Genomic DNA, 24,782 nt, shown 5'->3' on the forward strand with positions numbered 1-24,782 from the left:
TCCTCCTTATTTGAACCTGACTGCGCAGGTGAAATAGCCTATTCCTTGCGACACCTTGCACACGTCGCCCGTCTGGGGCTCGTGGATGTAGGAGTCGTCTCCTATGTAGATGGCCACATGCCCGGGCCGCCAGAGCACGTCGCCCGGCTGCGCCATCGAAAGCGGGACCTTGGTTCCCGCCGTCGCCTGGTCCTCGGAGTTGCGCGGTATCGCTATCCCGGCCTGGCGGTAGCACCATTGCGTGAGGCCCGAGCAGTCGAGGCCCACGCCCGGCGTGGTGCCGCCCCATACGTAGGGCACGCCGAGCTGCGAGAACGCAGCCGCGACGACGGAGGCGCCTCCGGCGGAGGAGTTGGCCAAATCCCCGGGCGCCATGGCGTCGAAAGCGCACAGCCCGTATTGGTCCATCACGGCCTTGAGCTTCTCGACGTAGGCCGAGTCGGTCGCCCATCCCGCGTCTTTCAGACCTTCCGCCATCTTGTCGGAAGACCGCTCGGAAACGGCCTCCCTGATAAGGGCGTTCCCTGAATAGGTGGGGCTTGCCAGGAACACGCGGCTCCTGAACTTGATGCAATCCGCGTCCGATTTGAACACCGTGAACGAGTCGGTTACGGTCACGTGCGCCCCGTCGACCTCCTCGCCGGTGACCCAGTTCGCCTTGCCGGCGACTTCGGGCGCAGCGGCGAACGAAGGGGCCCACTTCATCCCGAACAGGTTGTGGTCGCGCGTGGCGAGCCTGCTCATGTGGTCGCCTTGCCCCGATTCGACGATGATCTGGGCTATCGTGCACCCGGCAGGGTGCCCGTAATCCTCTTGCGCCTCAAGCGCCGCCTCGACCATCTCGTAGGTGATGTAGGGCGGCAGGCCGGCGAGGCTCTGCTTCTTAGACTCGTTGTCCCAGAACCCGAAGAGCGCGCCGGCGATCTGGCCGACGGCGAGCATCGCCACGACGAACATGAGCATTCCGGCGACGATCCCCGCTGCGGGTGCGGCCGTTGCGGCGCCGGCAGCGCCGGTGGCGGCGGTCGAGGACTTCGCGGCTCCTGCGGCAAGCCGGATTTCGGCGTCGGGCGGGGCCGCCATCGCAGCGGCCGTATCCTGTGCCGAAGCTCTCGCGGACGCGGCGTTGCCCGCCTTCGCGCCCACGCCCGGCACGCGGCTTCGAGCCGCGGCACCGTTCGACTTGCCGGCCTCTCGCCCCAAGCTCTTTCGGGCTTTCGCGCGCGCCGCGATCCTCTTTCCCGCGCGAGCGGCGTCGTATACGCGCTGCGTGCCGGAAAGCTCCTCCGAATCGTCCAATTCTCCGACGAGCGCCGACATGGCTGCCGATTTCGCCTCGACCTTCGCCCGTTCGAGCTTGGCGGGCTTTCGGGCGACTTCCATGGCATGCAGATCTGCTTCAATTGGCTCCTTGCCACATCTAGACTTGCCGCGCTTGCCCTCCGCGGGCTTGGCGCAGCCTGGATCGGGCCGCGCCGCCGCCTGCCGTTGCGTGGCGGCGCTTTCCCTTTGCGCCAAGGTCGACGCGGATTGCCCTTCCGCGTCCTTCACCGTTCCGGTGTTCAATAAATCGGCCTTTTCCGAAGTGACCACCTCGCGGATTCCGGCACTCATCGGCCAACTCCCTCGCGGCGCTGCTTGCGCTTCAGCTCGGCGATCTCGGTGGCCTTCGTGTTGAACAGGTCGTAGAGCGCGCCCTTCGGGAAGTCGTCGCGGATGGGGACCCGAACCCCGCCGGCAACGAGCAGCCCTTCGCCGGCCTTGATGGTGTCGTCGATGTAGCCCGCCTCGGCGGCGGAAAGCGACAGCAGGTCGACCCAGCTCTTGCGGTCGAGCGCCGACTGCTTGTGCAGCAGCACGAAATCTGAGTTCAGCACCATGTTGCGCGCGTCCTCGTGCGCCAGCATGTAGGTCGAGTTCTGGGTGATGCCGGTTGCGATGAGGTTGAACTTGCGGCCCTCCGCCCAGAACTTCGTGAAGTACTCGATGATCGCGGGGTGCCCGAAGAGAGACTGCACCTCGTCGATGTAGAGCCACGTAGTCACGCCGCGCTCGTAATTCGCGTACATGCGGTTTCGCACGGCCTCCAGCGCGGTGAGCATTCCGAACACGCGCATGCTGCTCGACAGCTCGTGAAGGTCGACGTTGACGATGCGGTCCTCGAAGGCGACGTTGCTCTGGCAGTTGAAGAACGAGAGCGGCCCGCTCACGTAGCGCTCGTAGCGTAGCGCGATGTCGCGGGACTCCCGCTCGGGCTGGGCTTTCAAGATCTCGTAGAAGTCGGAAAGCGTCGGGGTGCCGTCGCCGCCGCGCTTCGCGTAGGCCGCCTCGACGCAGCGCGTGATGATCGACTTGTCCGCCTCCGGCAAACCCTCGTCGCCCTCCGCCATCATCGCCGACGAGAGCGCGAGGAAGGCGTCGATCTTGAACGCCATCTGGCTGGTCGTGGCCATGTTGGCGACGTCCGAGCGGTCGAACGGGCTCAAGCGCGTGGGCGAATCCGGGGAGAACGCGATGTTCGATCCGCCGAGCGCCTCGATGAGGGTCGGGTACTCGCCGGCCGGGTCGAACACGATGATCTGGTCCTCGGGATAAGCAAGCACGGTGTTGGTTATCTCTCGCTTGACGCTGAACGATTTGCCTGAGCCCGGCTTGCCGCAGACGAACCCCATCGGGGATGCCAAGAGCTTCCTGTTGCAGACGACAAGGTTGCCGGACTGCTTCGACTGCCCGTAGTAGCCGCCGCCTTCCTGGTTCAGCTCGAGCGATGCGAACGGCATCTGCATGGCCACCTGCCCCGTGGTCAGGTAGCGTGTGAACTCAAGGTGGTTTCGTCCGAGCGGAAGGACCGAGTTGAGCGCGGGGCGCTGGCGGAAGTCGAGGCTTGCCACGGCGATGGAGTTGCCCTGCGCGATGGACTTCACCTGCGCGACCTGGCGGTCGAGGGCCTCGAGCGAGTCGGCGTAGGTGTAGATTAGCCCCGTGTACTCGAAGAGATGCTCGTTCTTGTTGCGGAGGAAGTCGAGAAGCTCCTCGGCCTCCTCTTTTGCGTAGCGGATCTCGGGCGTGAGGATCGACTGGCTGAAACCCTTCTTCGCCGCCGTCGTCTGCTCGTCGATTATCTCCTTGTCCATCCAGTCGATCTGCCGCTTGACGAGCGCGATCGCCTCCGACTGCACGATCGGCGCGATGTGCACCGACACGGCGAGCGGCATGGGCAGGTCGATGATCGAGGCCAGGTAGTGGTCTTCGAGCACGCTTCCGAAATCGCGCAGCGCGAGCACGCTCGCGTACATGCCGTCAATCTCGACGGCGTCGGCGCGCCCGGCCGGGGCGAAGTCCATGAGGTTCGGCGCGATGAGGTCCTTCGTTCGCAGCCGCGGGTGCTGGGACAGCTTGTCCCAGTCGCACGACGGCGTGTGCCCCGGGCGGACGAGCGTCGAGATCGCTTCGAGCCTTTCCTGTCCGCCGAGCGGCGATGCGTCGCAGCGGATGCGCGCCAGGTCGACGCGATGTCCGACCTGATGTGCGAGAGCTTGGGCACGGCGGCCTCCACGCTCTCGGCGGGCACCGAGTACGTGAGGAAGCGCCTGCGGACGAGGTTCGACACGCCCTCGCGCATCTTGTCGTTGAGGATTCGGTTGTACTCGTCGACGTATCCTAAGGTGCGCTCGTCGATTGGTTCAAAAAACACCTTCTTCCCGATGAGCTCTCGCGGGATCGGGGTGTTCACGATGGTCAGCTGCACGCTCGATTCCGCCGGGAAGTAGTTGTAGAGCGAGCTCAGGGTGGTGAAGATCTGCTCTTGGGTTTCCTTTCGGGCGGACTGGTAGCTGATGTCGGAGAACTCGACGGTCTGGCTGAAGAGGCCGGGCTCGACCTCGGCGATGCCGTCTTTGTACAGCGCGTCGTAGGCGATGTAGCTCGCCGCGTCTGCGCTTGAGCAGCGCTTCTTGCTGCTGCGGGCACGGGCCTCGTCGCGGCCGGGGTCCTTTTCCTTCGGCTTCCTGCTGGCCAGCACGGCGAGCAGGCGCGATGCCGCACCCTGAGTGCGCACGTTCTTGACGCTATCCTCGCACTTGGAGCTGCGCTGCTTGCTTTGTCGGCTCATAGTTCTCGCTTCCTTTCTTCCTGAACGCGCGTTTTTCGCGGCGCGTCCTCTTGCGCGGTTTCTTCTTCGGCGAACACCCGGCTTTCTCGATTGCCGCGCAGCTGCGGTACACGAGCGACTGGTTGTTCAATGCGTGGGACGCCAGCAGCGGGACGAACTTCTCGAAGGGCAGGCCGTAGGGCTTGCAGAACCCCGCGAGCCAGAACGGCAGGGCCGCCGCCATGATCGGGAGCGTCATGGCCGATACGTCGGCCTTGAGCCCCAAGTGAAGGACCGCAGCAGCCGCCACCGCGGCGGAGAAGCCGAGCGCCAGGCAGCAAAGCGTCCTTAGGGTGAGCTTTCCGACGATCTTCTCGTCGTACTCGCCGATGTCTTTTTGGATGGGAATTTGAAGCGACATGCTCTACGCCCCCCGGCCTAGGCGGGGAGCCAGCTGGTGTCGAGCATGCCGAAGTAGACGGCTGCCGCGATGATGATGGCGCCGCCGGCGATGGTGGAGATCGCGCTCGCGATCTGGCTACCGCCCTGCTGCTCGCGGATGGCCAGGCCGAGCGAGACAGCGCCCCATACGACCAAAAAGCCGCCGAGGAACGTTACGCAGCCCGATACCAGGCTGATGATCTGGGATAGCATGGTTTGTTGCTCCTTTGCATGTCGGGCGCCGCGCCAGTTGTGGAAGACGGGCGGCGCCTGGTAGAATCTTCGTTCGGAGCGGGATCGCTCCTTTGCATGAGGCAGTGGGGTCTGGGGCCGCGGGGGTGGAAGCTCGCGTTCCCGGTTCGGCTTTCGGGGCCGGCCCTGCTGCTTTTGCCTTCTCCGGGCATCGTCACCTGCCTTTCGCCAGCATCCCGTAGCGCGGGTGCCCTTCGAGCCTGTACTTCTTGTCGCGGATGGGGTTGGCGCCCGCGATGAGCACGATCGCCTCGTCCCTTGGCAGGCGGCCGACCTCGCTTGCCTGCATGAGGTCGCGCTCGATGATCTGCCGATTGCGCGTGGTGGACGAGCCCTGGCCGCGCGAGTCGTTCACCGTCATGGCCGAAACGGTCTCCTTGCCGATCGCCTCGGAGATCTCCTTGTTCGTCTTCACCGCCTTGCCGCCGAGGAACAGCGTCGTGTCGCAGTTGTCCTTGATGATCTCGGCGCCCTCGCGGTAGCGCTTCTCAAGCTGAGCGAACGACTGGACTATCACCGAGCAGGAGATGTTCCTGCTTCGCACGGTCGATATGGTCTGCTCGAAGTTCGGGAGCTCGCCGATGTTCGCGAACTCGTCGAAGACGAAGTGCACATGGGTCGGCAGGCTTCCGCCGTGGCGCTCAAGCGCCGTGTTGCAAAGGACGTCGGCCGTCTGCCACATGAGCAGCGTGAACAGGAAGTTGAAGGTCGGGTTGGTGTCGCTCATGGATGCGAAGACGCATGTCTTCTGCCCAGCGTCTCCCATGGACTCGAGGCTCATCTCGTCGCGGCTCAGCAGCGCGGAAACTTCCTTGACCGACAGTGGCTTCAGCCGCACGTTGCATGAGATGATGATGCTCTTGAGGGTCTTGCCTGCGGCCGTCTTGAACGCCTTGTAGTTGGACAGCGCGAAGTCTTCTTCCGCGCTCACGGGGTTCGCGACCCCGACCCAGCGCCAAGCGCCGGCGGCGTCGTCGAAGCCGCGGCTCTCCGCGTCGAACGCATTGCGAGCGCCGACTTGGGTGAAGCGCGCCCCGCGTTCGAGCTCCTCGAAGACGATGTCGAGCGGGCTTTTGAAGCCCTCGTCCTCCTCGCGCGCCTCGGCCAAGCCCAAAAGGGTGAGCAGGCCCGGCACGTTGCGGTCCGCCTCTGGGCAATGGAACACCAGGTAGGAGACGAGTGCGACGTACAGAAGCCGCTCGGCTTCTTCCCAGAAGGGGTCGCCCGAGTGCTCGCCGTCGCCCGAGGTGTTCCTTATCAGGCATTCCACGAAAGTGAGGACATCGGCCTCGTTTCTCACGTACGCGATCGGGTTGTAGTGCGCCGAGCTGTTCATATCGATGGTGCTGAACTCGACGACCCGGTATCCCGCGGATTCCAAAGCCCCGCGCAGCTCGGCCGCGAGCGTGGCCTTCGGGTCGGTGACGAAGTAGCTGCAGTTCATCTGCAGGAGGTTGGGCTTGACGTAATAGCGGGTCTTGCCCGAGCCCGAGCCGCCGACCACCATGACGTTCTTGTTGCGGTCCGTTTTCTGGTCGAACTTCCTCGGTTCGAGGGCGAGGGAGCAGTTCTGCGTCAGGATGATGTTGTTGTCGGGGTCCTTGGCGTCGGAGAACGCGCGCATCTCTGCCTTGGTCGCCCAACGCGAGCTTCCATGCTCCTCGCCCTTGCGCGAGCCGGCGCTGCCCATGAGATGGTTGGCGTAGGCGACCCACACCGCGCAGGCGCCCAAGGCCGCAGTGCAGAGGGCGATGGGCTCTGCGGAGAAGCCGCCTCCGGCCAAAAGGTACGAGGGCAGGGTCGCCGCCGCTTCCGCCAGGTTCTCGATGGGCGTTCCGGGAAGCGATGCGAGGTTGGCGGCGTAGAGGTTCGCGGTGGCAGTTGCCGCAGGCGTTGCCGCTATCGCAGCCACGAGCGCGGCGTCCATTATTTGGCCCTCGCTTGGGCGATCTCGATCTCGCGGGGCTTGTCGGCCTTTTGGGCGATCTGCTCGGCGGCGGCGCGCGCCCTTGCGGCGCGCTCCTTGAGCGGCTCGCCTTTGGCCAAGACGCCCTTCGCGCGCTCGCACGCCTCTGGGATGGATTCCTCGATTCGCCTGAACGCCCGGGCCACCGACGGCGTCTCTTTCGCCTTGAACACGAGGAAGCGCTTTCCGCCCTCGTTCGCGAAGGCGTGCTCGACGCCCTCTTTCTTGAGCTGCGAGGAGATCATGTCGGCCAGGGTCTCGTATTCGGGAAGGTCCTCGAACTCGCGCATGCTGAGCTTCGCCCATTCGGTGGTCTTCGCGGCGGCGCCTCCCGATCCTTCGCTCTTCTCGATGCCGGCGCACGTGCTCCTGATGGCCTCGGCGAGGCCCTTGGCGCTTTTGGCGAGGGCTTCCTGGCCGGCCTCTTGGCCGACCCTGAGCATCCAGTCGAACAGCTTCTCGCCGCTCTCGTCTCCGAAATCCGTTGCCATGGGTTGGTCTCCTTTCTCTGGATTCCTCGCTGGGACAAGCTGTCCCAGCGATTGGTTTGTTGGTTGTTTTCGTTAGTCGATGGCCTGGGCCTCGCGGCGCGGTACGTGGCTGCGGCCGTTTCGGGCGGATGCGGCTTCGCGGGCATCTGAGGCGCGCTTCGCGAGGGGTCGCTCATCCTCGGGGATGCGCGGATTGTGCTCCGCGGCCCATTTGGCCGAAGCGTCCTTGTCGTAGTAGTCGAGGGTCTTGCATCGCGCCGGCGTTGCGAGCTGCATCGAGCGCACGAGCGTCTCGAACGCGGCGCGGCCCTTCGCCTCGATGACGTAGGCGAAGCTCGTCGACTCGAAATCCACCCATTCTTCGCCGTCGCGCTTGAGGGTCCACCACTCGTCGCCTCCGTTCACTTGGTTGATGAATGCGAGGTCGCCGAACACAACGCCCTGGCGGATCGCCCAGTTGCCGCGCCCGAAGTGCTCGCGAAGCGCGTCGATGTCGTCGATGCGCATGAACTCGTAGGGATATTCCTCGAGAAACGGGTCGTCCTGCCAGTCGTAGCCGCCGACCTTGAGCCAGCCGTTCTCCTGGCATTTGGAGACGAGCTGCTCGCGCGTCTCCTCGTCGAGGGGCTTGGATCTTGGCTCGAAATCCTGAATCGTGGCGCCCATATGCCTGCCTTTCTCTCGCGGTGGGACTTGGTTGCGCGGGCGGGGCACGGGCCCGGCTCTTCTGGTGGTTGGTTTGGCCCAGCCAACCCCGCCCGCTCGCCCAGATAACACTGATTGCTTTTGCTTTGTCTGCGGGAAGGCCGTTTTAGGGTTCGCTCGGGTATTGCGGATGAAGGCTTATTTCGCCTTCGCGCTCCGGCGGCGGTCCTTCCCGCCGAGCTGGACGATCGTGCTTGTCTCGCAGATGCGGGACACGATGGCCTCGGCGCTCTCGGATTCGTGCTGGCGCGACATGCGGCGTTGGAGCGATTGCAGGTCGTACTGCGACGTGTAGATGGTCGGCTTGCCGTCCTCGTAGCGTGAGTTGATGATCTGGAACAGGGTCGTGAGCGCCCACGCGTTGGCGTTCTCCTTGCCGAGGTCGTCGATCACGAGGACGTCGACCCCGGTGAAAATTGAGATGCCGGCTATCGACGGGTCGTCGTAGCTTCGGCTCACCGAGTCCAGCATTGCGAGCGACGTCGTCACGCGCACGGTGTAGCCCGCTTCGATGAACGACTTCGCGAGCGCGCAGGCCTCGTAGGTCTTTCCAGTCCCCACGCCGCCGACGATGTAGAGGCCCTTGTCCCCGGCGCTGCCGAACCCGACGACGTACCTTGCCGCCTCCGGCACGCTGATCTGGGCGGACATGTAGCGTCGCGGGACCCCGCAGCGCTTGAGTCGGCGCTGGGATTCCATCCGCTTCGCCTCCGCTTCGGCCTGTCGGGCCTGCTCGCGCTCGGCGACTGCGCCCTCGCATTGGCATTCCCTGTGGGTGACCCAGGCGATTCGGCCTGCGCGTCCGATGAAGCCCTGCTGCTCGTACGGCTCGCCGCAGTGCGGGCAGCGGATTTCAACTTGAGGGTCGTAGCCTATGCCCCTCGCATCGGCCTCTTCCTTCGTGTAGAGCCTGAAAGTGCTCTCCTCGTCCATATCGTCTCTTCTTTCTATTCGTAATAGCTGTTGTCTGTCTTTGCTATCGGGTGCAGCTTCTGCAGGGGCCGCGATGAAGGTTCTTCGTCGCGTGACGCTCTCGGGGATGAAGAACCTTCATCGGTCGCGACAAGCGCCAGTGCAGGTTCTTCATCGGTGTCGCCTGGCGCATATGCAGCTCCTTCATCGGTCGCGAAGGTGATGCCGAGGGCGGAGAGGGGTTCTCTCGCTGGGATGTAACATCGGCTGCCTATCTTCTTCGCCTCGTCGCACGACTCGACCTCCTCGATGAGCCCGCGCGCCTTCAGCCGCGAGACGACGGAGAACGCCGCTCGCTTGCTGATGCCGCAGAAGCCGGCCGAGCCTGCCTTGCTCTCGAAGTAGGGCTTTCCGGCGTTGGCGAAGCCGAAGATCCTCGCGTAGACGATGAGGTCGTTGCCCTTCAGGCCGAGCCCTTTCGCCATGAACTCATGGACGATGACGAACGAGCCCTCGATGCCTCGGGCTGCACCCATGCGTTAGGCGCCCCGGTCGACGGAGCCGAGCGCGATGAGCTCGCGGATGTTGTCCGGGGTGAAGCGCAGCGCCTGCCCGATGCGGGTGCCGTGCAGGCTCCCGTCCTCGATGAGACGGTACACTGTCGAGCGGCTCACATGCAGGTAGTCCGCGACCTCGGTCACGGTGTACAGGGGCGGCATGGGGCCCGAAGGCTCCGCCGCACCCGAGCGCCCTGCATGCTGCAGCCGTTCGGCGTTCTTGCATTCCATTGCTTTCCTTTCGTTCGGCTTGGCCGCCGTTGCGGCCGCTTGGTCAAAGGGCGATATCGCTGACGCGCATTGAAGCAGCAAGGGACGCTGTGATGGCGCGACGAGCCGTCGTTCGGGTTCTCTGGGGTTCTCTGGGTGAAAGCTAATCTTCTTGCAGCTCGCCAGGCTTACCGTTACCGATGCCCTTGGGCAGCGACGCGACCCATTCGATGAGTTCCTCGCGCAAGATGATCGTGCCGCGCTTGCCCGGGCCGTAGTTGTGCGTAGGCAGCGGGTTGCGCTGTTTAAGATCAGTGAGTTCGTAGAAGCGCGGCTTGCTGATCCGTAACAGTCTCATCACCTGATTGGGCTGGTACACGTCCTGCATGAGCACCGGCTCGCGCAGCAGCGGGATGACGAGCATGCGCGCGCCTTCGTCGTCGAGCGAGGACGGGATGATGATTTTGATGTTCTTCTTTGTTCCGTTGGACATGATGTTCACGGCCTTTCTTTTCGAAGTTGCCGTGAACGGCGCCGTTCACCTTTACGAGGTTCATTCTTGCCTAAAACTCCTGTTATCTGAATACCCCCGACCACGCCCGTTTGCGCATTTATCCTGGAGGAGAGCGTTGCCCATGCGCATAAAGAAAACTATCCCGCTTGGGTGTCCAATAGCATGTACATCAAAGCAGGATAGAAAAGTCGATAATGTTCTTCTAAAGCTCTCATTTGCAAGGAGGCGATAAGATGCACGATCGAATAGGTGAAGCAATCCCGGAGGCAAACTGCCCGTACGGCGTTTTCCCGAATCCGAAGAATTGCGAATTCGGAAACGCGTCTTTTCTGGGAATAAGGAAGGACGACGTCCTTTTGTTTTCCATTGACGGACGTGAAGAGCGAATCAGGGAGGTTTGCGAGGACATCCTGAGTAAGGCCAGCCTCGCTTCGATAGAGGATGATTTAATTCGCTTCTCTCGACTTCAGACGAAAAGCGATTTCGCTGAATACGCTTCGGAGCACGGGCCTCTCTTCGGTGGGACTTACCTGAGGGAAAACGGAATAATCGAAGAGCCTCTGTCCATGTGGAAGCTAGCCGCATCGTTCTTCGAGCTCGCATTCAGGCTCAAGGCGGTCATCGACGAAGACTCATGGAACGGAAGCGTCTATTGGGATGGGAAGGAAGTTATATTCGGCTCTTTGATTTTCTTAGACAAAGAGCAGGTTCGAGAGGTTGCGAAGAAGCAGCGTCTGACTCACAAGGAAACGGAAGAGGCTATTTTCTCGGCTTCGGTGGTGCTGCCTTGCGCCATCAACCCCGATTACGCCCGCTTCACCATGACCGAAGAAGAGATTCAAAAAAGGGTCTATTGCTCAGGCCGGTGGGATGAACCCGGAGCCGAGATGAAGCACTGGCATCCATTCGTGAAGGCCATTCCTAATCTGATGCAGATGGACATCCTCAAAGGGAAGATGGCTATGATCGAGGCGAGGGCTGGGTTCGATGTGGCGATAATGCTGAACCCGAGACGCCATGCAGAGATGATAGGTCAAGGTCGTCTGCCATCCCTCGTTTGCCCGCTCGAGGAATTCAATGCCTCTTTCAGAAAGGAGATGGGGGCAAAGCTATGCCGAAGCCTGATGGAACTCCTGGTCAGCGCACACACAAAATATGTGAGACACGAATGGATTGGGCACAATTTCACCTACTACTTCGAAGACAGGCTACGCTACATGTGGTTCGCATTCGCCACTTACATGGACAAGAAACACGTCGCCATTTGCGATTACTGCGGCAAGCCTTACATGAGAACGCGGTCGAATCAGAAGCGCTGCCCTGGCGAATGCACCCGTAAGGCGCACAAGCATTAACGCCTCGCATCCGGGATCAACGTGCCTGCTAATAAGAATTTGCCATGCTTGGTCGCAACATCGCGAGGAAATGGTGCTTTCTTTCTCTCCGCGCCGAACGAGCAACGGTTTCATGGCGAAGCGCCATAGTTAAGTTAGTTACGCTTGCTGAGGAAAATCAATGGAAAGGTGGACAAAATGTACCCCTTTTCATTGAAAACCGTCATCAGCTCGCATTTATCTGTGGTCTTTCCGCCTTGTACGCAAAGGCGACTCATGGCATGGGTCTTGAGGGGGATTTATCGCCACTGCTTCCAAGTGTCGAGATTTGTCTTACGAAAATCGTTAGCCATTCTCCTCCGAAAAGCTAGAAGCATTGTTTGCAGCGGCCAATCAGAAAGAGCTTTGCTTTTACAGAATGCTCAACGAACCGCTGGAAGGCCGCCATCGAATCCCAGCAAACGCAGAAGCATGTTACCATGCGTACTGGTTAGCCCCGGGATGACCGCTGATTCAAGTCACCGGGCCTAAATTTGTTTTTACAGGAATAGCGTCTTGCCAGGCGTCTTTGCCTGATGGCCATGATCTTCTTTTTTGATTAATAGACACATTTAAGCTACAATTCGTGTCCAATAATCAAAAGGAGGGTTATGGGCAGAAGCGAGGAGATAGCCGAATTCGTAGAAGACTCGGGCGGCATCGCGAGCGCGGCGCAAATCGCGAAAGCGGGCTTTCTGCCGGGCTCGATCTCCTACGCCCTTGAATCGGGCGCTATAGACAAGCTTACCCGGGGCGTGTACTGTCTGCCCGAAGCCTTCGATGACGAGTTCGCAGCGATATCCTACAGGTGGAGCAAATGCGTGTTATCGCATGGAAGCGCGCTGTACCTCGCCGGCCTTTCCGACAAGGTTCCCGCCGCAATCGATGTCACCGTCCCGCGCGGCTACAACCCGCGTGGCCTTACCCAAGAATATCCCGATACGAAGATTCACCGTCTCTCTCCCGAGCTCTACGAGTTCGGCATCGTTAAGGCAAAGTCCCCAGGAGGGGGCACTGTGAAAGCCTATTGCGCCGAACGGGCCGTAGCCGATCTCATTTCGCAGAGAGTCTCCGAAGGAGCGGACCCCCAGCTCGTCCGCGACGCGGTCGCGGGTTACTTCAAAAGGAAAGGCGCCGACCTGCCTAAGCTCGCACGGATGTGCAACGCGCTCGGCGTCGAGAAAGAGTTCAGGATGTATTTGGAGGTGCTCACATGATGAGGAGCGATGCAAGCCTCAAGGGCAAAATTAAGGCCCTGGCCAAAAAAGCAACCTGAAGCCCCAGGAGCTCCTGCAAATGTACCTGTTCGAGCATCTTTTGGTGCGGCTCGGAAAGAGCGGCTACGCCGAGGCGTTCGTTCTGAAGGGCGGCCTCCTCATCTCCTCGATGACCGGCGTCGCCCAGAGGACCACCATGGACATGGACACGACGGTGATAGGCATGGATATGGACGAAGGCACGGTGAGCGAGGCCGTCGCCGCCATCTGCGCCGTGGACGTCGCCGACGGCATGGAATACTCCTTCGAGCGGATCGAGCCCATCCGCGAGGGCGACGAGTACGCGAACTGGCGCGCGCACCTGCGCGCGAGGTACGGCAAGATAGACGCTCCCGTGAAGATCGACATCACGACCGAAGACGAGATAGTGCCCGGGCGCATCGAGTACCGCTACCCGCTGATGTTCGAGGAGGGCTCGGTCAGGGTGCTCTCGTACCCGCTCGAAACCGTGTTGGCCGAAAAGCTCGAGACTGTCGTTTCCCGGGGAATCGCCAACACGCGTGGCCGCGACTACTACGACATCCACACTTTGCTCCGTTTGAAGGCGGGCGAAATAAATCGGGATTCCCTGCACGAAGCCGTTGTCGCCACCGCCTCCAGGCGCGGTTCACTCGGCACGATGGGCGACTACGAGGCCGTGCTCGGCGAGGTCAGAAGATCCGATATGATGCGGGGCATCTGGTCCTCTTACGTCTCGGCATCACCCTATGCGGAAGGCCACAAGACGAGGGGGAGGCGAAGCAGGACGCGTTCAAATACATCGAGCTCTACTACAGCAGGCAGAGGATGCGCTCATCGATCGGCTATAACGCCCCGTGCGACCTAGAGCGAGATGTTGCCTGAAGAAGCTTATTTTTCCGTCCAAGAAACCTTGACCAGTCCAAAAACCTCCCATTTCTCGTGTTCAAGAAATGGGAGGCAGTTCAAACGTGCACGGGACCCTTTCCTTTTAATGGCTGGTTTACGCTGCGGTCCGTTTTGGAAGGGTCGTGAGCATGGTGGTCCCGTTCTCGGAACTTGCTTCGACCTCAACCGTGCCGCCGTGCAGCGCTGCAATCTCCCAAACAAGCGCTAGCCCGAGTCCTGCGCCGCCGTATGCCCTGCTGCGGGATTTATCCAGGCGAAAGAACGGCTGGAAGATGCTCTCACGGTACTGCTTGGGTATTCCCGGGCCCTGATCTTCGACTCGCAGGAACACGTGACTGTCGTTGTCGCAGATGGAGACGTTGACAGTGGAGCCGGGGCGGCTGTAACGGATGGCATTTTCGACCAGGTTAAACACCAGCCGATAGAGGAGCGTGTCGCTTCCGATTATCAGAGCGCCTCCACTGCAATTGAGGACGATGTCTTTATGCTCGGCAAGCGGAGCAAGGTCGGTGAGGACTTCTTCGGACAGGGGGCCAAGCTCAATATCGTCCTCGCAGGGAACGCTGTGGAGCTCACTCATCTCAAGCAGCACCTTGGTCATTCGCGACATCCGCTCGGTTTGTTCTTGCAGCAGGCCGAGCAGCTCGGCTGTTTGGGGTTGCGATGTGGGATGCTCGGAGGCGAACAGTTCAATCTGCGCCTGCATAAGGGCGAGCGGGGTGCGCAGCTCGTGTGCGGCGTTGCCGGTAAACTGACGCTGTGCGGAGAACCCTTCGTCGAGCCGACCGATCATATCGTTGAATGAGGCGCTGCATCGTTGCAGTTCGGTGGGCACATCTTCGCTGAGGTTGATTTCGCTTAGGTTGTCAGGCTGCACGCGCTCTACTTGAGCGGCAAAAGCCCGTAGCGGCTTGAGCGCACGACCGCTCACAAAGTATGCCAGCACGCCACCAAGCAGCGTGACTCCAGCTGTGATGCACCAGGCGGTCGCGCCAAAAGACTCTTGTGCGTTATTCACGACGACCGTGACCTCGTCATCGAGGGCCACGTTCGTTGGGTCAAACGCCTGGGGCGTATCTTCGTCGGCTGTGCTAAGAGCCGAGATGCCACTGCCAATTGCGTCCATGTAGCGCATGCCCGTATAGCCGACCAGGCAGTTTGTCAGCATGCACGCCGCGCACGTCAGAAGTGCCGTCATGATCGTTATGCGCCATTGCAGCGAAAGCCTTTTCATTCGCTATCCTCCATGACGTAGCCCTCTCCAATCCGATTGCGAATCGGGTCGTATCCCAAAGCGCTGCGCAGCTTTTTCCTGAGCGACGAGATATGAACACGGGTTGCGTTGCTAAAGCTGTTCACACTGCTATCCCAAACGTGCTCGATAAGCTCCTCTTGGCTTACCGGGCGCCCCTGGTTAAGCATCAGGTATTCCAAGATTCCCGTTTCTTTGCGCGTGAGAGACAGCGCTTCGCCGCCTACGGAAGCGATGCGCGCCTTGGTGTCAAAGCTGAGCTTTCCGCAGGTTAAAACTATGTTGTCTTGTGCGAAGCGCCTGAGCGTGAGGCTGCGAATTCTCGCCGCGAGCTCGTCCAGATGAAACGGCTTGGTGAGGTAATCGTTGGCGCCGGCATCGAGTCCGGTGACTTTATCGAATACTTTGCCACGTGCGGACAGAATCAGCACTTTGGTCTCGCGGTCGGTTTTCCGAAGTGCCTTGAGCACGGTCATGCCGTCGATACGGGGAAGGTTGAGGTCGAGTACCACGAGGTCAAAGACTTCAACGCCTAGTAGGTCGAGCGCCTCCTGCCCATCATGGCAGCAGTCGACGCTGTATGCCAAGTTTCGCAAGCTGCGCGCGATTGCGTCACATAGAGCTCGTTCGTCCTCGACGATTAAAATACGCATAACAATCTCCTTGCACATTTCAAATCGCGCTTAACACGGATTTTATGGTCGATATGGTTCAATGGTTGCGTAACGAAAGGAGTGGTCAGGTTGTTCAAGGCGGTAAAACCCATGGTACAGGTCGCTTTGTTGATCGTCGGAATTGCCATGGTGTGCTTTGGCGTTATGCGTGGCGAGGCGGATGCCGTGCTGGCCAAAGCAATTAGGCTGTGCTTGGAGTGTATCGGAATTGGATAAAAGAGAAAACACTGCGTCGCATATTTTGGCCCGATTTCGCGGATTCATTCAGGCGGTAGCAACGCTCATTACGAATATCCATCTGCCAAACTTCGCCAAAGGCGGCATCTACCAAGGCGCGGAAAAAACGGTTTGCGTGCCGGGGCTTAATTGCTATTCGTGCCCTGCGGCTGCGGGCGCATGTCCTATCGGTGCATTTCAGTCGGTGGTGGGCTCGTCCAAGTTCAGCTTTTCCTATTACGTCACGGGCACGCTCATCTTGCTCGGCGTGTTGCTGGGGCGCTTTGTGTGTGGGTTCCTGTGTCCGTTTGGATGGCTGCAGGAGCTGCTCCACAAGATTCCTTGCAAAAAGCTCTCAACGAAAAGGCTCAAACCTCTCACGTATATCAAATACGGCGTGCTGCTGCTTGCCGTGGTATTGCTGCCCGTGCTGGTGGTCAACGATGTGGGGATGGGCGACCCGTTCTTTTGCAAGTACATCTGTCCGCAGGGTGTGCTCGAGGGCGCCATTCCGCTGGCGGCTGTCAATACTGGAATCCGATCTGCGCTGGGGCAGCTCTTTACCTGGAAACTTTTCGTTCTCATTGCCGTGGTGGTGCTGAGCGTTTTGTTCTATCGCCCCTTCTGCAAATGGATTTGCCCGCTCGGCGCATTCTATGCGCTCATGAATAAGGTGTCCTTACTGGGGATTCGGGTCGATGCATGCAAATGCGTCTCGTGCGGCACGTGTTCAAAGGTTTGCCAGATGGACGTCGATGTGGTCCGCGCACCCAATCATGCCGAATGTATCCGGTGCGGAAAGTGCATCGGGGCCTGTCCCGTCGATGCCATCAGCTATCGCTATGGCCTGGATGTGTCGGAAGAAAAGCTCCCTCTGACCGCCGATAAAAAGTAAGCAAGTTTCGACAAAACGGAGGAATGACCATGAAACTATCTAAGATTGCGGCCCTGTTTATGGTGCCGGTGCTGGCCCTGTGTCTTGTGGCGTGTTCGGCGCCCGGTGGCAACGCGAGCGAATCTACGGGCTCCGATCCTAAGATCGCGGAGCTCATTGCGCAAGAGCCGGCCAACGCCGACGAGGCCGCCGAGCTCTATGCGAAGCTCATGCAGAAGCAGAACGATATCCTCTCGAGCGATAATGCGCTGTGGGAAAAGGTGTTTCTTGCCGCCAATAAAGATACGCCGATGATCGAGGACGGCAGCAATTATGGCGATTTCCTGCTCAAGACCATCGACGGCGCCAAGGATGAGTTTGCAGCGGATGAGTTGAAGACGCTCAAGGCCGGTGCGCAGCAGATCAAGGAGATCGAGGACAAGCTCGAGAGCCTGGAAAAGGAGTTTCCTGGCTGTGGAAGCACGCCGAGCGCAGGCGAGAGCGTCGACGCTTCGGCCGCTGGCATGACGGCTGGCGCCGATGCTTCGAGCGAGGCGACGAAGTTCCCCAGCTTTACGGGCAAGGACTTGGACGGCAACGACGTGAGCAGCGACGAGCTGTTCTCTAAGAACAAGGTCACCGTCATGAACTTTTGGTTTACTACTTGCAAGCCGTGCGTGGGCGAGCTGGGCGATCTTGAGAACCTGAATAAGGAGCTTGCCGAGAAGGGTGGCCAGGTCGTGGGTGTCAATTCCTTTACGCTCGATGGCAACAAGGACGAGATTGCAGATGCCAAGGACGTGCTGAGCAAGAAGGGCGTGACATATAAGAACATCTGGTTCAAGTCGGATAGCGAGGCCGGCAAGTTTACGTCAAATCTGTTCTCGTTCCCGACAACCTACGTTATCGACCAGAACGGCAACATCGTAGGGGAGCCCATCATGGGCGCCATCAGCTCCGCCGAGCAGCGCGCGGCGCTTGACAAGCTTATCGACCAGGCGATTGCGAAGAGCGAACAGTAAACAAGCTGAACTATGTATATTGAGGAGGTCTCGGGAATCCCGGGGCCTCTTTGTTTTCGATTCTTCGAGATGCGAATCCGCTCCTGCCATGAAGGGTTTCAGAGCGGGAGCGGATTACCAATGTTGGCAAGACGCGCGTGAGCGGTTGTTAGCGGTCAATCACAAAATCGTCCATTTCGACGAGCTTGCGGGCCTTCTCTTGGCCTTCGATCGCCTCGCGGAGGCGCTTGGTGTAATACGTCATGCCGTTGGCGATGTCGATGCGCAGGCCAATCTCGGTGCGCTGATAGAGCGTCAGCGCGTAGGGGATTACGGTCGATGCCGCAGGAGGGGGCATCGGGGTCAATGAGCATAGCGGCTATGCGAATGGCGGGCTGGGCAAACTCAACATCGTCGCGGGCAAGCTCAAGACTGCGTTCGTACAGACGGTATGCTTTTGACTTGTCTTGCGGCACAGCGCGACCGCGGCCGAACATGTCGCCGAGTTTGTATACCGCTTCGCTGGAGGGCGCAAGCGCTGCGGCGAGCGAATACCACTGATAGGCCTTGGTGTGGTCGGGCTTGCCGGTCCTTCCGTACTCGTAGATATAACCGAGGTTGATGATGCTCTGGAAACAACCTGCGTCAGCTGCCATTTCGTAGAGTTCCGCGGCTTTGGCGTAGTCCTGTTCAACAAGGTCTCCCATATAGTAGAGGGCACCTAAATCGTTCATGCAGGCTCCGCTGCCGGATGAAATTCCCAGTCTGTAGCCCAGTCCATGCTGGAGCTCAAAGGTATTTGCGCGAAGACCAGCTGCTACCGATGCTGCATTCGAGGGATAAAGAGCCGACGCCAGCAGGCTTGATGCTCGACGCGGAGGAGCTCACGTCGGCCTACATCCTGCCTAGAAAGGACGGCGAGAGACTCTATTTGGACTTGTTCGCCAAAGGGGAATACCGCCCCGAGCTCCTCTTCGGTGAGTGCGCCATCGCCCAAGCCGCTGTCGCGAGCCCGGAAGCGCAATGGAAGCTTGCTAACTTGAAGAAGATGAAGCGATAGCGATATGTGCGGGTTGGTCTCCGAATCACTCTGTTTTAAGCCATCCGCTACGAATCCTGGCGGAAACCCGGGAATGATTAAAGGAGCGACCTGCGATTTCGCGAATCAGTTGAGTCATTCCCGAAATCGCGAATCAAGGGGCTGATTCGCCTAAATTGCGCACGAATCAGCCCTTAGGCGGTATGACGCGGCACGGATCGGCAGCACCCGTACTGGATTAGTCACTGAGTGGGAGTAAAAGCTGATACAGTATCGTATCAATATGTGACCTACAACACCCCTTGAGAATAACCTGCTCAAGGGGTGTTTTTGCATTCTGACACGAAGTGAGTCATACGAAAATGTAAAAGCATGACCCACGTAAACTTAGTTATTTCGAAGTCATCTTGCAGGTGGCTAACAAGTTGAAACACCCGATTCCACCTGCAATTTTTGTCAAATCTGGCAAACACAGCAAAGAATATCAATTGATACGAATACGTATCATTGCCTGCAAATGCGCCATTGCCTGAATAGCTGCAACCCGATAGCCATCTACAACCTTGAAACTGATACGATTACGTATCAGTTATTACGGGCATTTATTTTGCGGTTTGGGTCACGAACGGGTCACGGCATAAAAACAGCCTCTGACGAGGCCATTTTCGGTTCTATTTAGGGAGTCTAGGCCTTGAAGGAGTCCTTCCAGGCAACATACTCGTCCCTCGTTAGCTCATTATCCTTCAGATCCCTGTTGTTCCTATACCACTGGCGAAGCGCCCTCGCCAGTGCTTCCTGGTCCTCGCTGCCCAAGTCTTCCGGAAGAGTCAAGACGACAGTGTCACCAACCTTGATCGGCTCTAGGCAAAACGCCTCCTCCAGCTCGAACAGCATGTGTATCGCATCGTTCGCGTCGTTTCCCCAATCGGACTTGAGGGATGAAGGGTTCACCCCAAGGCGGCGGGCGATCTCGGTAATCATAGGCTCCTTCGGCGTTCGCTCTCCGTACTCGTACTTGCGCAATGACACAGTTGAGATGCCGAGCATCTCGGCGAACTGCTCGGCGGTGTAGCCGCGCTCCTTCCTGATGCGATGGATCTTCTCCCCGATCTTCATCCGCCCTCCTGACTTGTAATACCAAATATGGTTTTCGGCGATTCCCGACGTGATATTTCATTGATACATAAGTGTATCAGTTATCGTGTCTGTAGTACTGATACGTTCTTGTATCAATTGAAAGGACACACTGATGGACGGAAGACTCATCACGGCTAAAGAAGTGGCCGAAGACCTGGAATGCAGCATGCAGCACGCCTACAAGATCGTCAGGATGCTGAACGATGAGCTGAGCGAGATGGGATGCATCACGATGCGCGGGAAGACCAACCGCAGCTATTACGAAGAGAGGCTCTTTGGCAGAATCGACGAAATCGACCTGAGCGAGCTTGAGACGAGGGCCGGCCACGAGCGTTAGAAAAGACGCGAAGAGGGGCACTTGGCTCGTCAAGCTCCACTACACGAACCGAGATGGCGAAGCGATCGACTCAACGAAACGCGGCTTCAAGACCAAGACCAAAGCCCTGGCATGGGAAAGGGACTTCCTGGCTAACGAGGCAAGGTCCACGAGCATGACATTCGAGCAGTTTGTCAAGGTCTATGCGGAGGACGTGCGTCCGAGGCTGAGGGAAACCACATGGCGCAGCAAGGAGTACATGATCAACGAGAAGCTCATCCCGTTCTTCGGCAAGATGAGGGTCGTCGATATCACATCAAAAGAGGTCATGGACTGGCAGAACGGTCTCCTGAGGGCCAAGGACGAGAACGGCAAGAAGTTCTCGGAGACGTACATCAGGACCGTCGAGAACCAGCTCTCCGCCATCCTCAATCACGCCGTAAGGCATTACGGACTCCCTTCGAACCCGCTCCAGAAAGCTGGGAGGGTCGGTGAAAAGCAGGGGAAGGAGATGAAGTTCTGGACGACGGAGGAGTACCTGAAGTTCTCCGAGCAGGTCATCGACCGCCCCGAGATGTTCTACGCATACGAGATTCTCTATTGGTGCGGATTGAGGGAGGGCGAGCTTCTCGCGCTGACCGCCAAGGACATCGACATCGAGAACAGGACCATCACCGTTTCGAAGTCCTACGCCCGCCTCAACGGAAAGGACATCATCGGCCCTCCAAAGACCAAGAAATCAGAGAGGATGATTGCCCTGCCGCGCTTCCTCGCCCAAGAGCTCCAGGAGTACATGGAGATGGAGTACGACATCAAAGAAGACGATCGTCTCTTCCCCTTCACGAAGTACGCGCTCAACAACACGCTGAAGACCGCCGCAAGGCTCGCCGGGGTCAAAGAGATCCGCGTCCACGACTTGAGGCACAGCCATGTGTCCCTCCTAATCAACCTCGGCTTCACTGCGGTCGCCATCGCCGACAGAATGGGCCACGAGAGTGTGCATATCACCTATCGCTATGCACATCTATTCCCGAACCAGCAGAGGAACATGGCTGACGTCCTCGATGCGCTGATGAACGCGAGGGGCGAGAATAATGAGCGTTAAGAGTCTGGACAGAGAAGGCCGGTGGAGAGACACCACAGTTGGCTTCCGCGTCTCGGAAGAAGAGAACGAGAGGATAAACCAGCTCGCCGCGCTCAGCGGAATGACCAAGCAGGCCTTCATAATCTCCCGGCTGGAGGGCAGCGAGATCACCGTCCTCGCCACCGCGAGGGTTCAGAAAGCCATGGCCATCCAGGCAAGAAGAGTCGCAGACGAGCTGTCGAGAATCTCTGCGGGTGCTTGTGCCAATGCGAGGCTCCTGGACGTTTCGGAGGCCATCCTCGACGTCCTAACGCAGATGAACGAACAGGGCATGGCCATCGACAATCACCCCGAAGGATCGACGCTTGAGGAAATGGAGCTGTCAGACCTCAGCGAGACCATGGCCCCGGATATGAGGCAGATCCCGCTGGTTCCCGAAAAAGTGGAGCCCATAGCCGACGCAGACAAGCGGAAGCCGGGGACGCGCAGGGAAAGCACGAAGGGACTGTTCAAAAAGGACTTGAAATGAATCCCCGAAAGCTCACGGGAAACGCCTCGGTAGACGCCATCGCGACGATGGCCATTACCGGCAACGTTATCCCCGCAACCTGGTACAAGACGATAACGACCGCCTCCGGCAAGGCCGACCTGGCAGCAATCAACATCCTCTCCGACGTCCTCTACTGGTATCGCCCGAGCGAGATCCGCGACGAGGCCACCGGCGACATCATCGCCTATCGGAAGAGGTTCTCGGCAGACCTGCTGCAGCGAAGCTACGACCGGCTCGCGGAGCACTTCGGGCTCAGCAAGAGGCAGGCCAAGGACGCCGTGGTGCGCCTAGAGGAGCTCGGAGCCGTCAGGCGCGTGTTCCGCAACGTCGACTGCGGCGCCGGCATGATGGGCAACGTCATGTTCATCGCCATAGATCCCGCACAGGTGCTCGAGCTCACCTACCCAGACCAATCAGACGACTTGGACCCTATGGCGAAAAAACGCCATAGGTATGACGGAGGCGATGCCAAATCCGATACACCTATGTCGGAATTTCGTCATAGGTATGGCGAAAAATCGCCAGACATATACAAAGATTACTCAGAGACTACCGAGAGATTATCTTCTGACCATCCAACCAACCAGCCAGAAAGACTTTCTTGCGACAAGGGGGACGGAGGGCTGGCGGAAACAAGCGAGAGCTTCGAGAGGGCCTGGGAGAAGGTTCCCGGCTCCAAGGCTTCCCAATGCGCGAAGGAGAAGGCCTGGAGGGTATGGCAGGGCTCGCTCTCAGACCATGGCGTCGACGGGGACTTCCTGGCAAGCAGCTACAGGCGCTACGTCATCCAGCAGGAGCAAGCCGGCACGGAAGCCAGGTTCATAGCCACCTTGTCAACCTGGCTCAAGCCAAACAGGCCAATCACGGGTCTCAGCCTCGATGCAGCGCTGGAAAACCGGCGCGAGCAGCGAGCCCGCGCGGAACGTCGCTCTGCCGAAAGGCGCGCAGAAGAGGAGCACCGCAAGGAGGAGGAAAGGATCCGGGCCCTCGAGACCGAGTGGCGCGATTCGGATCCCGAGGCGCAACGGCTGTGGTCTCTGGCTTGGGATTATGGTGCCGGATTCGACCGAATGGGCGACGCAATGCGCGACTACCGAGCCTATCGCGACGAGAGGTTCAGGCCCGGATAGGAGCTGCTGGGACAATTTGTCCCAGTGACTTACCTTATCGTTTCGCCTTTGCTGAAACATCCAATCTCAACTGGTACTTTCTCAACCACTGTCCCATGCATTGGACACCCAAGACAGCGCGTTTCTGTAGAGTACAGGCTGTATTACTGTGCCCAGGCGCGGGTTCAGCCAAGTGGCTGCCCGAAGCGATGCGACCGCCTGATTCGAAACCTCGTGACGGATTCCCGTCACCTCATGACGGATTTCGCCACAGACATGAAGCGCACCGTTACCCTTCCCAGCATCACCGGGCCTGCACGGGCCGCGGCTACGGCAACTCGCAGCCGTGAGTGATGGAGGAAGCGATGGAGCACCTAGACCCGATAACCAGACAGTACCTGGGAGTGATCAACAGTTACAAGGACCGAAGCGGCATGTCGACGACAGAGCTCGCGAGGCGACTTGGGCTGAGCGACACGAGCGTCGGGAAGAAGCTGCGCGGTGAGGTGGCCATGTCTGCTACCGAACTGGTGAAGATTACCTGGCTTTTCAAGATCGAGTTCACCGAGTACTTCTTCGTGGGCCTAGGCGACCTTCCAGAGTCCACGCGACCTCAAAGGAAAGACAAGCGCTGACGAGTGGGACAAATTGTCCCGGCACATCTAGGGAGGAACCATGCCAAGCGACTTCGGGGACGAGTCCGGCGAAAAGCTTTTCGACTGGATGCTCCGCCTGGGCCAGGAGGCTGGGCAGGCTGCCATGGCCCATAGCGCAGCGCGGGTCTCAATGGCCTTCAGGAACGCCGTCGGAGAGATCGGGCACGGGCAATCAGCAGCCGCAGGCATTGAGCGGGCAAGCGAGGCGACAGAATGGGCGAAGCTGAACCTGCACGAGTTCAAGGGCCTCCCCGAGTTCGAGACAATCAAGGAAATCATCGACGCGAACCTCGACCGCGAGGCGCTTTCGCATGAGTTCTTCAGCGAGGGCGAAAAGTCATACCTCATCTTCAGGGTCGGTGACGCGCCCGAAGTCGCCAGGTGCTTCGACGAGCTGGCCCAGGAGACCACGCAAGCCGCCAAGAAGGCCGAGCAGCAGCTCTCCAGGGAAAAGGGCCACGCCTCTGGCGCGAGGGACCTGGAAGTGCTTAAGGAGCCTGACAAGGAGCCGCTCCAGGACCGCGTCGAGGCGTTCAAGAAGTCGGCAGAGCTCGTCGAGCGCGCCCACGGCCGCAGCCGCGAGGTCATCGACCAAGCGAGGGGACGTTGACGCCCTTCGACAAGCATACCGTGACGAAGGCCGCCCTTCTCTCAGCCTGCGCAGCCCTCGCAGGCTTCCTCTTCGTCGGAAGCCTCCTCGCGCTTCCGGGAGGCTCCCTGGACCCCGTCGAGGCGCTGCTGCAGATGCCGGCATGGATCGCCGGCGGCGGCATCGGGAATGCGAACACGCTTGCCCCGTTGGCAGGCATGCTGGCGGCATGCGGCGTCTGGGGGCTGTGGGTGCATCAGGTGCTTCGAGGCGGGACGTTCCGACGCGGCGAGGAGCACGGATCGTCTCGCTGGGGCAGCAGCGACGAGGGCAAGGCCTTCATGAACCAGGATGAGCCGGACATGAACATCCCCCTGACCAGCTCCATCGGAATCCCGGTTTCGAGGCCTGAATTCGACCTAGAGACTGACCGCAACCGCAACATCTGCGTGGTCGGAACGCCCGGCACGGGAAAGACCAGGAGCCACGTCCTGCCGCTGCTGATGCAGATGAACGCGAGCTACCTGGTCACCGACCCAAAGGGCACGCTGATCGGCTCGACGGGCTGGATGTTCGAGTCTGCCGGATACAGGATCCGCAACTTCGACCTGGTCAAGATGGAGTCCTCGA

General features: G+C 59.6%; 29 protein-coding genes and 1 pseudogene. 15 read left to right on the forward strand and 15 right to left on the reverse strand.

The genetic code is table 11. The features are described from left to right. Window positions 1-6 precede the first annotated feature (6 nt). The 11 genes and pseudogenes from GPA_RS16385 to GPA_RS16435 form a co-directional block, all read right to left on the reverse strand. On the reverse strand, window positions 7-1,614 hold the full coding sequence (locus GPA_RS16385) for a glucosaminidase domain-containing protein (protein ID WP_041239841.1): 1,608 nt from the start codon (window positions 1,612-1,614) through the stop codon (window positions 7-9). Further along, window positions 1,611-4,057: pseudogene (locus GPA_RS16390) on the reverse strand (VirB4-like conjugal transfer ATPase, CD1110 family). Before GPA_RS16390 ends, GPA_RS16385 begins: the two are co-directional and overlap by 4 nt. 10 nt (window positions 4,058-4,067) lie before the next feature. Continuing rightward, a complete protein-coding gene (locus GPA_RS16395) occupies window positions 4,068-4,511 on the reverse strand; it encodes a PrgI family protein (RefSeq protein ID WP_015540572.1) in 444 nt (147 codons plus the stop codon). 17 nt (window positions 4,512-4,528) lie between these two features. Beyond that, complete coding sequence (locus tag GPA_RS16400; RefSeq protein WP_015540573.1) at window positions 4,529-4,744, reverse strand: hypothetical protein; 216 nt, start codon at window positions 4,742-4,744, stop codon at window positions 4,529-4,531. 193 nt (window positions 4,745-4,937) lie between these two features. Continuing rightward, entirely contained in the window at window positions 4,938-6,710 is a 1,773-nt protein-coding gene (locus GPA_RS16405) for a VirD4-like conjugal transfer protein, CD1115 family (protein WP_015540574.1), read from the reverse strand. After that, window positions 6,710-7,240, reverse strand: coding sequence for a hypothetical protein (locus GPA_RS16410; RefSeq protein ID WP_015540575.1), 531 nt, complete (start codon window positions 7,238-7,240; stop codon window positions 6,710-6,712). Before GPA_RS16410 ends, GPA_RS16405 begins: the two co-directional genes overlap by 1 nt. Window positions 7,241-7,312: 72 nt before the next feature. Beyond that, window positions 7,313-7,906, reverse strand: a complete 594-nt coding sequence (locus tag GPA_RS16415; RefSeq protein WP_015540576.1) for a hypothetical protein — start codon at window positions 7,904-7,906, stop codon at window positions 7,313-7,315. A 177-nt stretch (window positions 7,907-8,083) separates the two neighbouring features. Next, complete coding sequence (locus tag GPA_RS16420) at window positions 8,084-8,878, reverse strand: ATP-binding protein (protein WP_015540577.1); 795 nt, start codon at window positions 8,876-8,878, stop codon at window positions 8,084-8,086. 14 nt (window positions 8,879-8,892) lie between these two features. Beyond that, entirely contained in the window at window positions 8,893-9,393 is a 501-nt protein-coding gene (locus tag GPA_RS16425) for a hypothetical protein (RefSeq protein WP_015540578.1), read from the reverse strand. A 3-nt stretch (window positions 9,394-9,396) separates the two neighbouring features. Next, complete coding sequence (locus GPA_RS16430; protein WP_015540579.1) at window positions 9,397-9,645, reverse strand: helix-turn-helix domain-containing protein; 249 nt, start codon at window positions 9,643-9,645, stop codon at window positions 9,397-9,399. 142 nt (window positions 9,646-9,787) lie between these two features. Beyond that, complete coding sequence (locus GPA_RS16435; RefSeq protein WP_041239842.1) at window positions 9,788-10,126, reverse strand: MerR family transcriptional regulator; 339 nt, start codon at window positions 10,124-10,126, stop codon at window positions 9,788-9,790. 245 nt (window positions 10,127-10,371) lie between these two features. Between GPA_RS16435 and GPA_RS16440 the strand changes: the two genes are divergently transcribed. From GPA_RS16440 to GPA_RS16450, 4 genes are all read left to right on the forward strand, one after another. Further along, the gene (locus tag GPA_RS16440; RefSeq protein WP_015540580.1) at window positions 10,372-11,493 is read left to right on the forward strand and encodes a hypothetical protein; all 1,122 of its coding nucleotides are present in this window, start codon (window positions 10,372-10,374) and stop codon (window positions 11,491-11,493) included. A 44-nt stretch (window positions 11,494-11,537) separates the two neighbouring features. Continuing rightward, on the forward strand, window positions 11,538-11,843 hold the full coding sequence (locus GPA_RS19680) for a hypothetical protein (protein ID WP_147271656.1): 306 nt from the start codon (window positions 11,538-11,540) through the stop codon (window positions 11,841-11,843). Window positions 11,844-12,122: 279 nt separating this feature from the next. Then, the gene (locus GPA_RS16445) at window positions 12,123-12,728 is read left to right on the forward strand and encodes a type IV toxin-antitoxin system AbiEi family antitoxin domain-containing protein (protein WP_015540581.1); all 606 of its coding nucleotides are present in this window, start codon (window positions 12,123-12,125) and stop codon (window positions 12,726-12,728) included. A gap of 79 nt (window positions 12,729-12,807) precedes the next feature. Next, a complete protein-coding gene (locus tag GPA_RS16450) occupies window positions 12,808-13,614 on the forward strand; it encodes a nucleotidyl transferase AbiEii/AbiGii toxin family protein (RefSeq protein ID WP_015540582.1) in 807 nt (268 codons plus the stop codon). 135 nt (window positions 13,615-13,749) lie between these two features. Here the strand turns inward: GPA_RS16450 and GPA_RS16455 are convergent, their stop codons facing one another. Both GPA_RS16455 and GPA_RS16460 read right to left on the reverse strand, forming a co-directional pair. Next, window positions 13,750-14,889, reverse strand: a complete 1,140-nt coding sequence (locus GPA_RS16455; protein WP_015540583.1) for a HAMP domain-containing sensor histidine kinase — start codon at window positions 14,887-14,889, stop codon at window positions 13,750-13,752. Then, entirely contained in the window at window positions 14,886-15,560 is a 675-nt protein-coding gene (locus GPA_RS16460) for a response regulator transcription factor (RefSeq protein ID WP_015760149.1), read from the reverse strand. The genes GPA_RS16455 and GPA_RS16460 overlap by 4 nt, the downstream gene beginning before the upstream one ends. Window positions 15,561-15,725: 165 nt before the next feature. Between GPA_RS16460 and GPA_RS20720 the strand changes: the two genes are divergently transcribed. From GPA_RS20720 to GPA_RS16475, 3 genes are read left to right on the forward strand one after another with little or no spacing between them, the layout of a single operon-like run. Then, window positions 15,726-15,797, forward strand: a complete 72-nt coding sequence (locus tag GPA_RS20720) for a CD1871A family CXXC motif-containing protein (protein ID WP_254179316.1) — start codon at window positions 15,726-15,728, stop codon at window positions 15,795-15,797. Next, the gene (locus GPA_RS16470) at window positions 15,790-16,692 is read left to right on the forward strand and encodes a 4Fe-4S binding protein (protein WP_041239843.1); all 903 of its coding nucleotides are present in this window, start codon (window positions 15,790-15,792) and stop codon (window positions 16,690-16,692) included. Before GPA_RS20720 ends, GPA_RS16470 begins: the two co-directional genes overlap by 8 nt. Window positions 16,693-16,721: 29 nt before the next feature. Beyond that, entirely contained in the window at window positions 16,722-17,693 is a 972-nt protein-coding gene (locus GPA_RS16475) for a TlpA family protein disulfide reductase (RefSeq protein WP_015760146.1), read from the forward strand. A gap of 155 nt (window positions 17,694-17,848) precedes the next feature. Here GPA_RS16475 and GPA_RS18555 read toward each other — a convergent pair whose 3' ends face one another. Then, window positions 17,849-18,406, reverse strand: coding sequence for a tetratricopeptide repeat protein (locus GPA_RS18555; RefSeq protein WP_147274531.1), 558 nt, complete (start codon window positions 18,404-18,406; stop codon window positions 17,849-17,851). Window positions 18,407-18,537: 131 nt separating this feature from the next. On the opposite strand from GPA_RS18555, the gene GPA_RS16485 reads away from it, so the two are divergent. Further along, on the forward strand, window positions 18,538-18,732 hold the full coding sequence (locus tag GPA_RS16485) for a hypothetical protein (protein WP_015760145.1): 195 nt from the start codon (window positions 18,538-18,540) through the stop codon (window positions 18,730-18,732). Window positions 18,733-19,395: 663 nt separating this feature from the next. Here the strand turns inward: GPA_RS16485 and GPA_RS17030 are convergent. Next, the gene (locus GPA_RS17030) at window positions 19,396-19,827 is read right to left on the reverse strand and encodes a helix-turn-helix domain-containing protein (RefSeq protein WP_015540588.1); all 432 of its coding nucleotides are present in this window, start codon (window positions 19,825-19,827) and stop codon (window positions 19,396-19,398) included. Between the two features lie 133 nt (window positions 19,828-19,960). Here GPA_RS17030 and GPA_RS16495 point away from each other — a divergent pair, with 133 nt between their 5' ends. The 7 genes from GPA_RS16495 to GPA_RS16525 all read left to right on the forward strand — a co-directional run. Beyond that, a complete protein-coding gene (locus GPA_RS16495) occupies window positions 19,961-20,185 on the forward strand; it encodes a hypothetical protein (protein WP_015540589.1) in 225 nt (74 codons plus the stop codon). Beyond that, window positions 20,157-21,269, forward strand: a complete 1,113-nt coding sequence (locus GPA_RS16500) for a site-specific integrase (protein WP_041239844.1) — start codon at window positions 20,157-20,159, stop codon at window positions 21,267-21,269. The genes GPA_RS16495 and GPA_RS16500 overlap by 29 nt, the downstream gene beginning before the upstream one ends. After that, the gene (locus GPA_RS17035) at window positions 21,259-21,777 is read left to right on the forward strand and encodes a plasmid mobilization protein (protein WP_015540590.1); all 519 of its coding nucleotides are present in this window, start codon (window positions 21,259-21,261) and stop codon (window positions 21,775-21,777) included. The genes GPA_RS16500 and GPA_RS17035 overlap by 11 nt, the downstream gene beginning before the upstream one ends. After that, complete coding sequence (locus GPA_RS17040) at window positions 21,774-22,928, forward strand: hypothetical protein (RefSeq protein WP_015540591.1); 1,155 nt, start codon at window positions 21,774-21,776, stop codon at window positions 22,926-22,928. The genes GPA_RS17035 and GPA_RS17040 overlap by 4 nt, the downstream gene beginning before the upstream one ends. A 413-nt stretch (window positions 22,929-23,341) precedes the next feature. Then, a complete protein-coding gene (locus GPA_RS16515; protein ID WP_231847682.1) occupies window positions 23,342-23,542 on the forward strand; it encodes a helix-turn-helix domain-containing protein in 201 nt (66 codons plus the stop codon). Window positions 23,543-23,582: 40 nt separating this feature from the next. Continuing rightward, window positions 23,583-24,173, forward strand: a complete 591-nt coding sequence (locus GPA_RS16520; protein WP_015540593.1) for a hypothetical protein — start codon at window positions 23,583-23,585, stop codon at window positions 24,171-24,173. A gap of 134 nt (window positions 24,174-24,307) precedes the next feature. Further along, window positions 24,308-24,782, forward strand: a 475-nt coding sequence (locus GPA_RS16525) for a type IV secretory system conjugative DNA transfer family protein (RefSeq protein ID WP_231847683.1), incomplete at its 3' end; no start/stop codon positions are given.

The organism is Gordonibacter pamelaeae 7-10-1-b, assembly GCF_000210055.1.
GTDB lineage: Bacteria > Actinomycetota > Coriobacteriia > Coriobacteriales > Eggerthellaceae > Gordonibacter > Gordonibacter pamelaeae.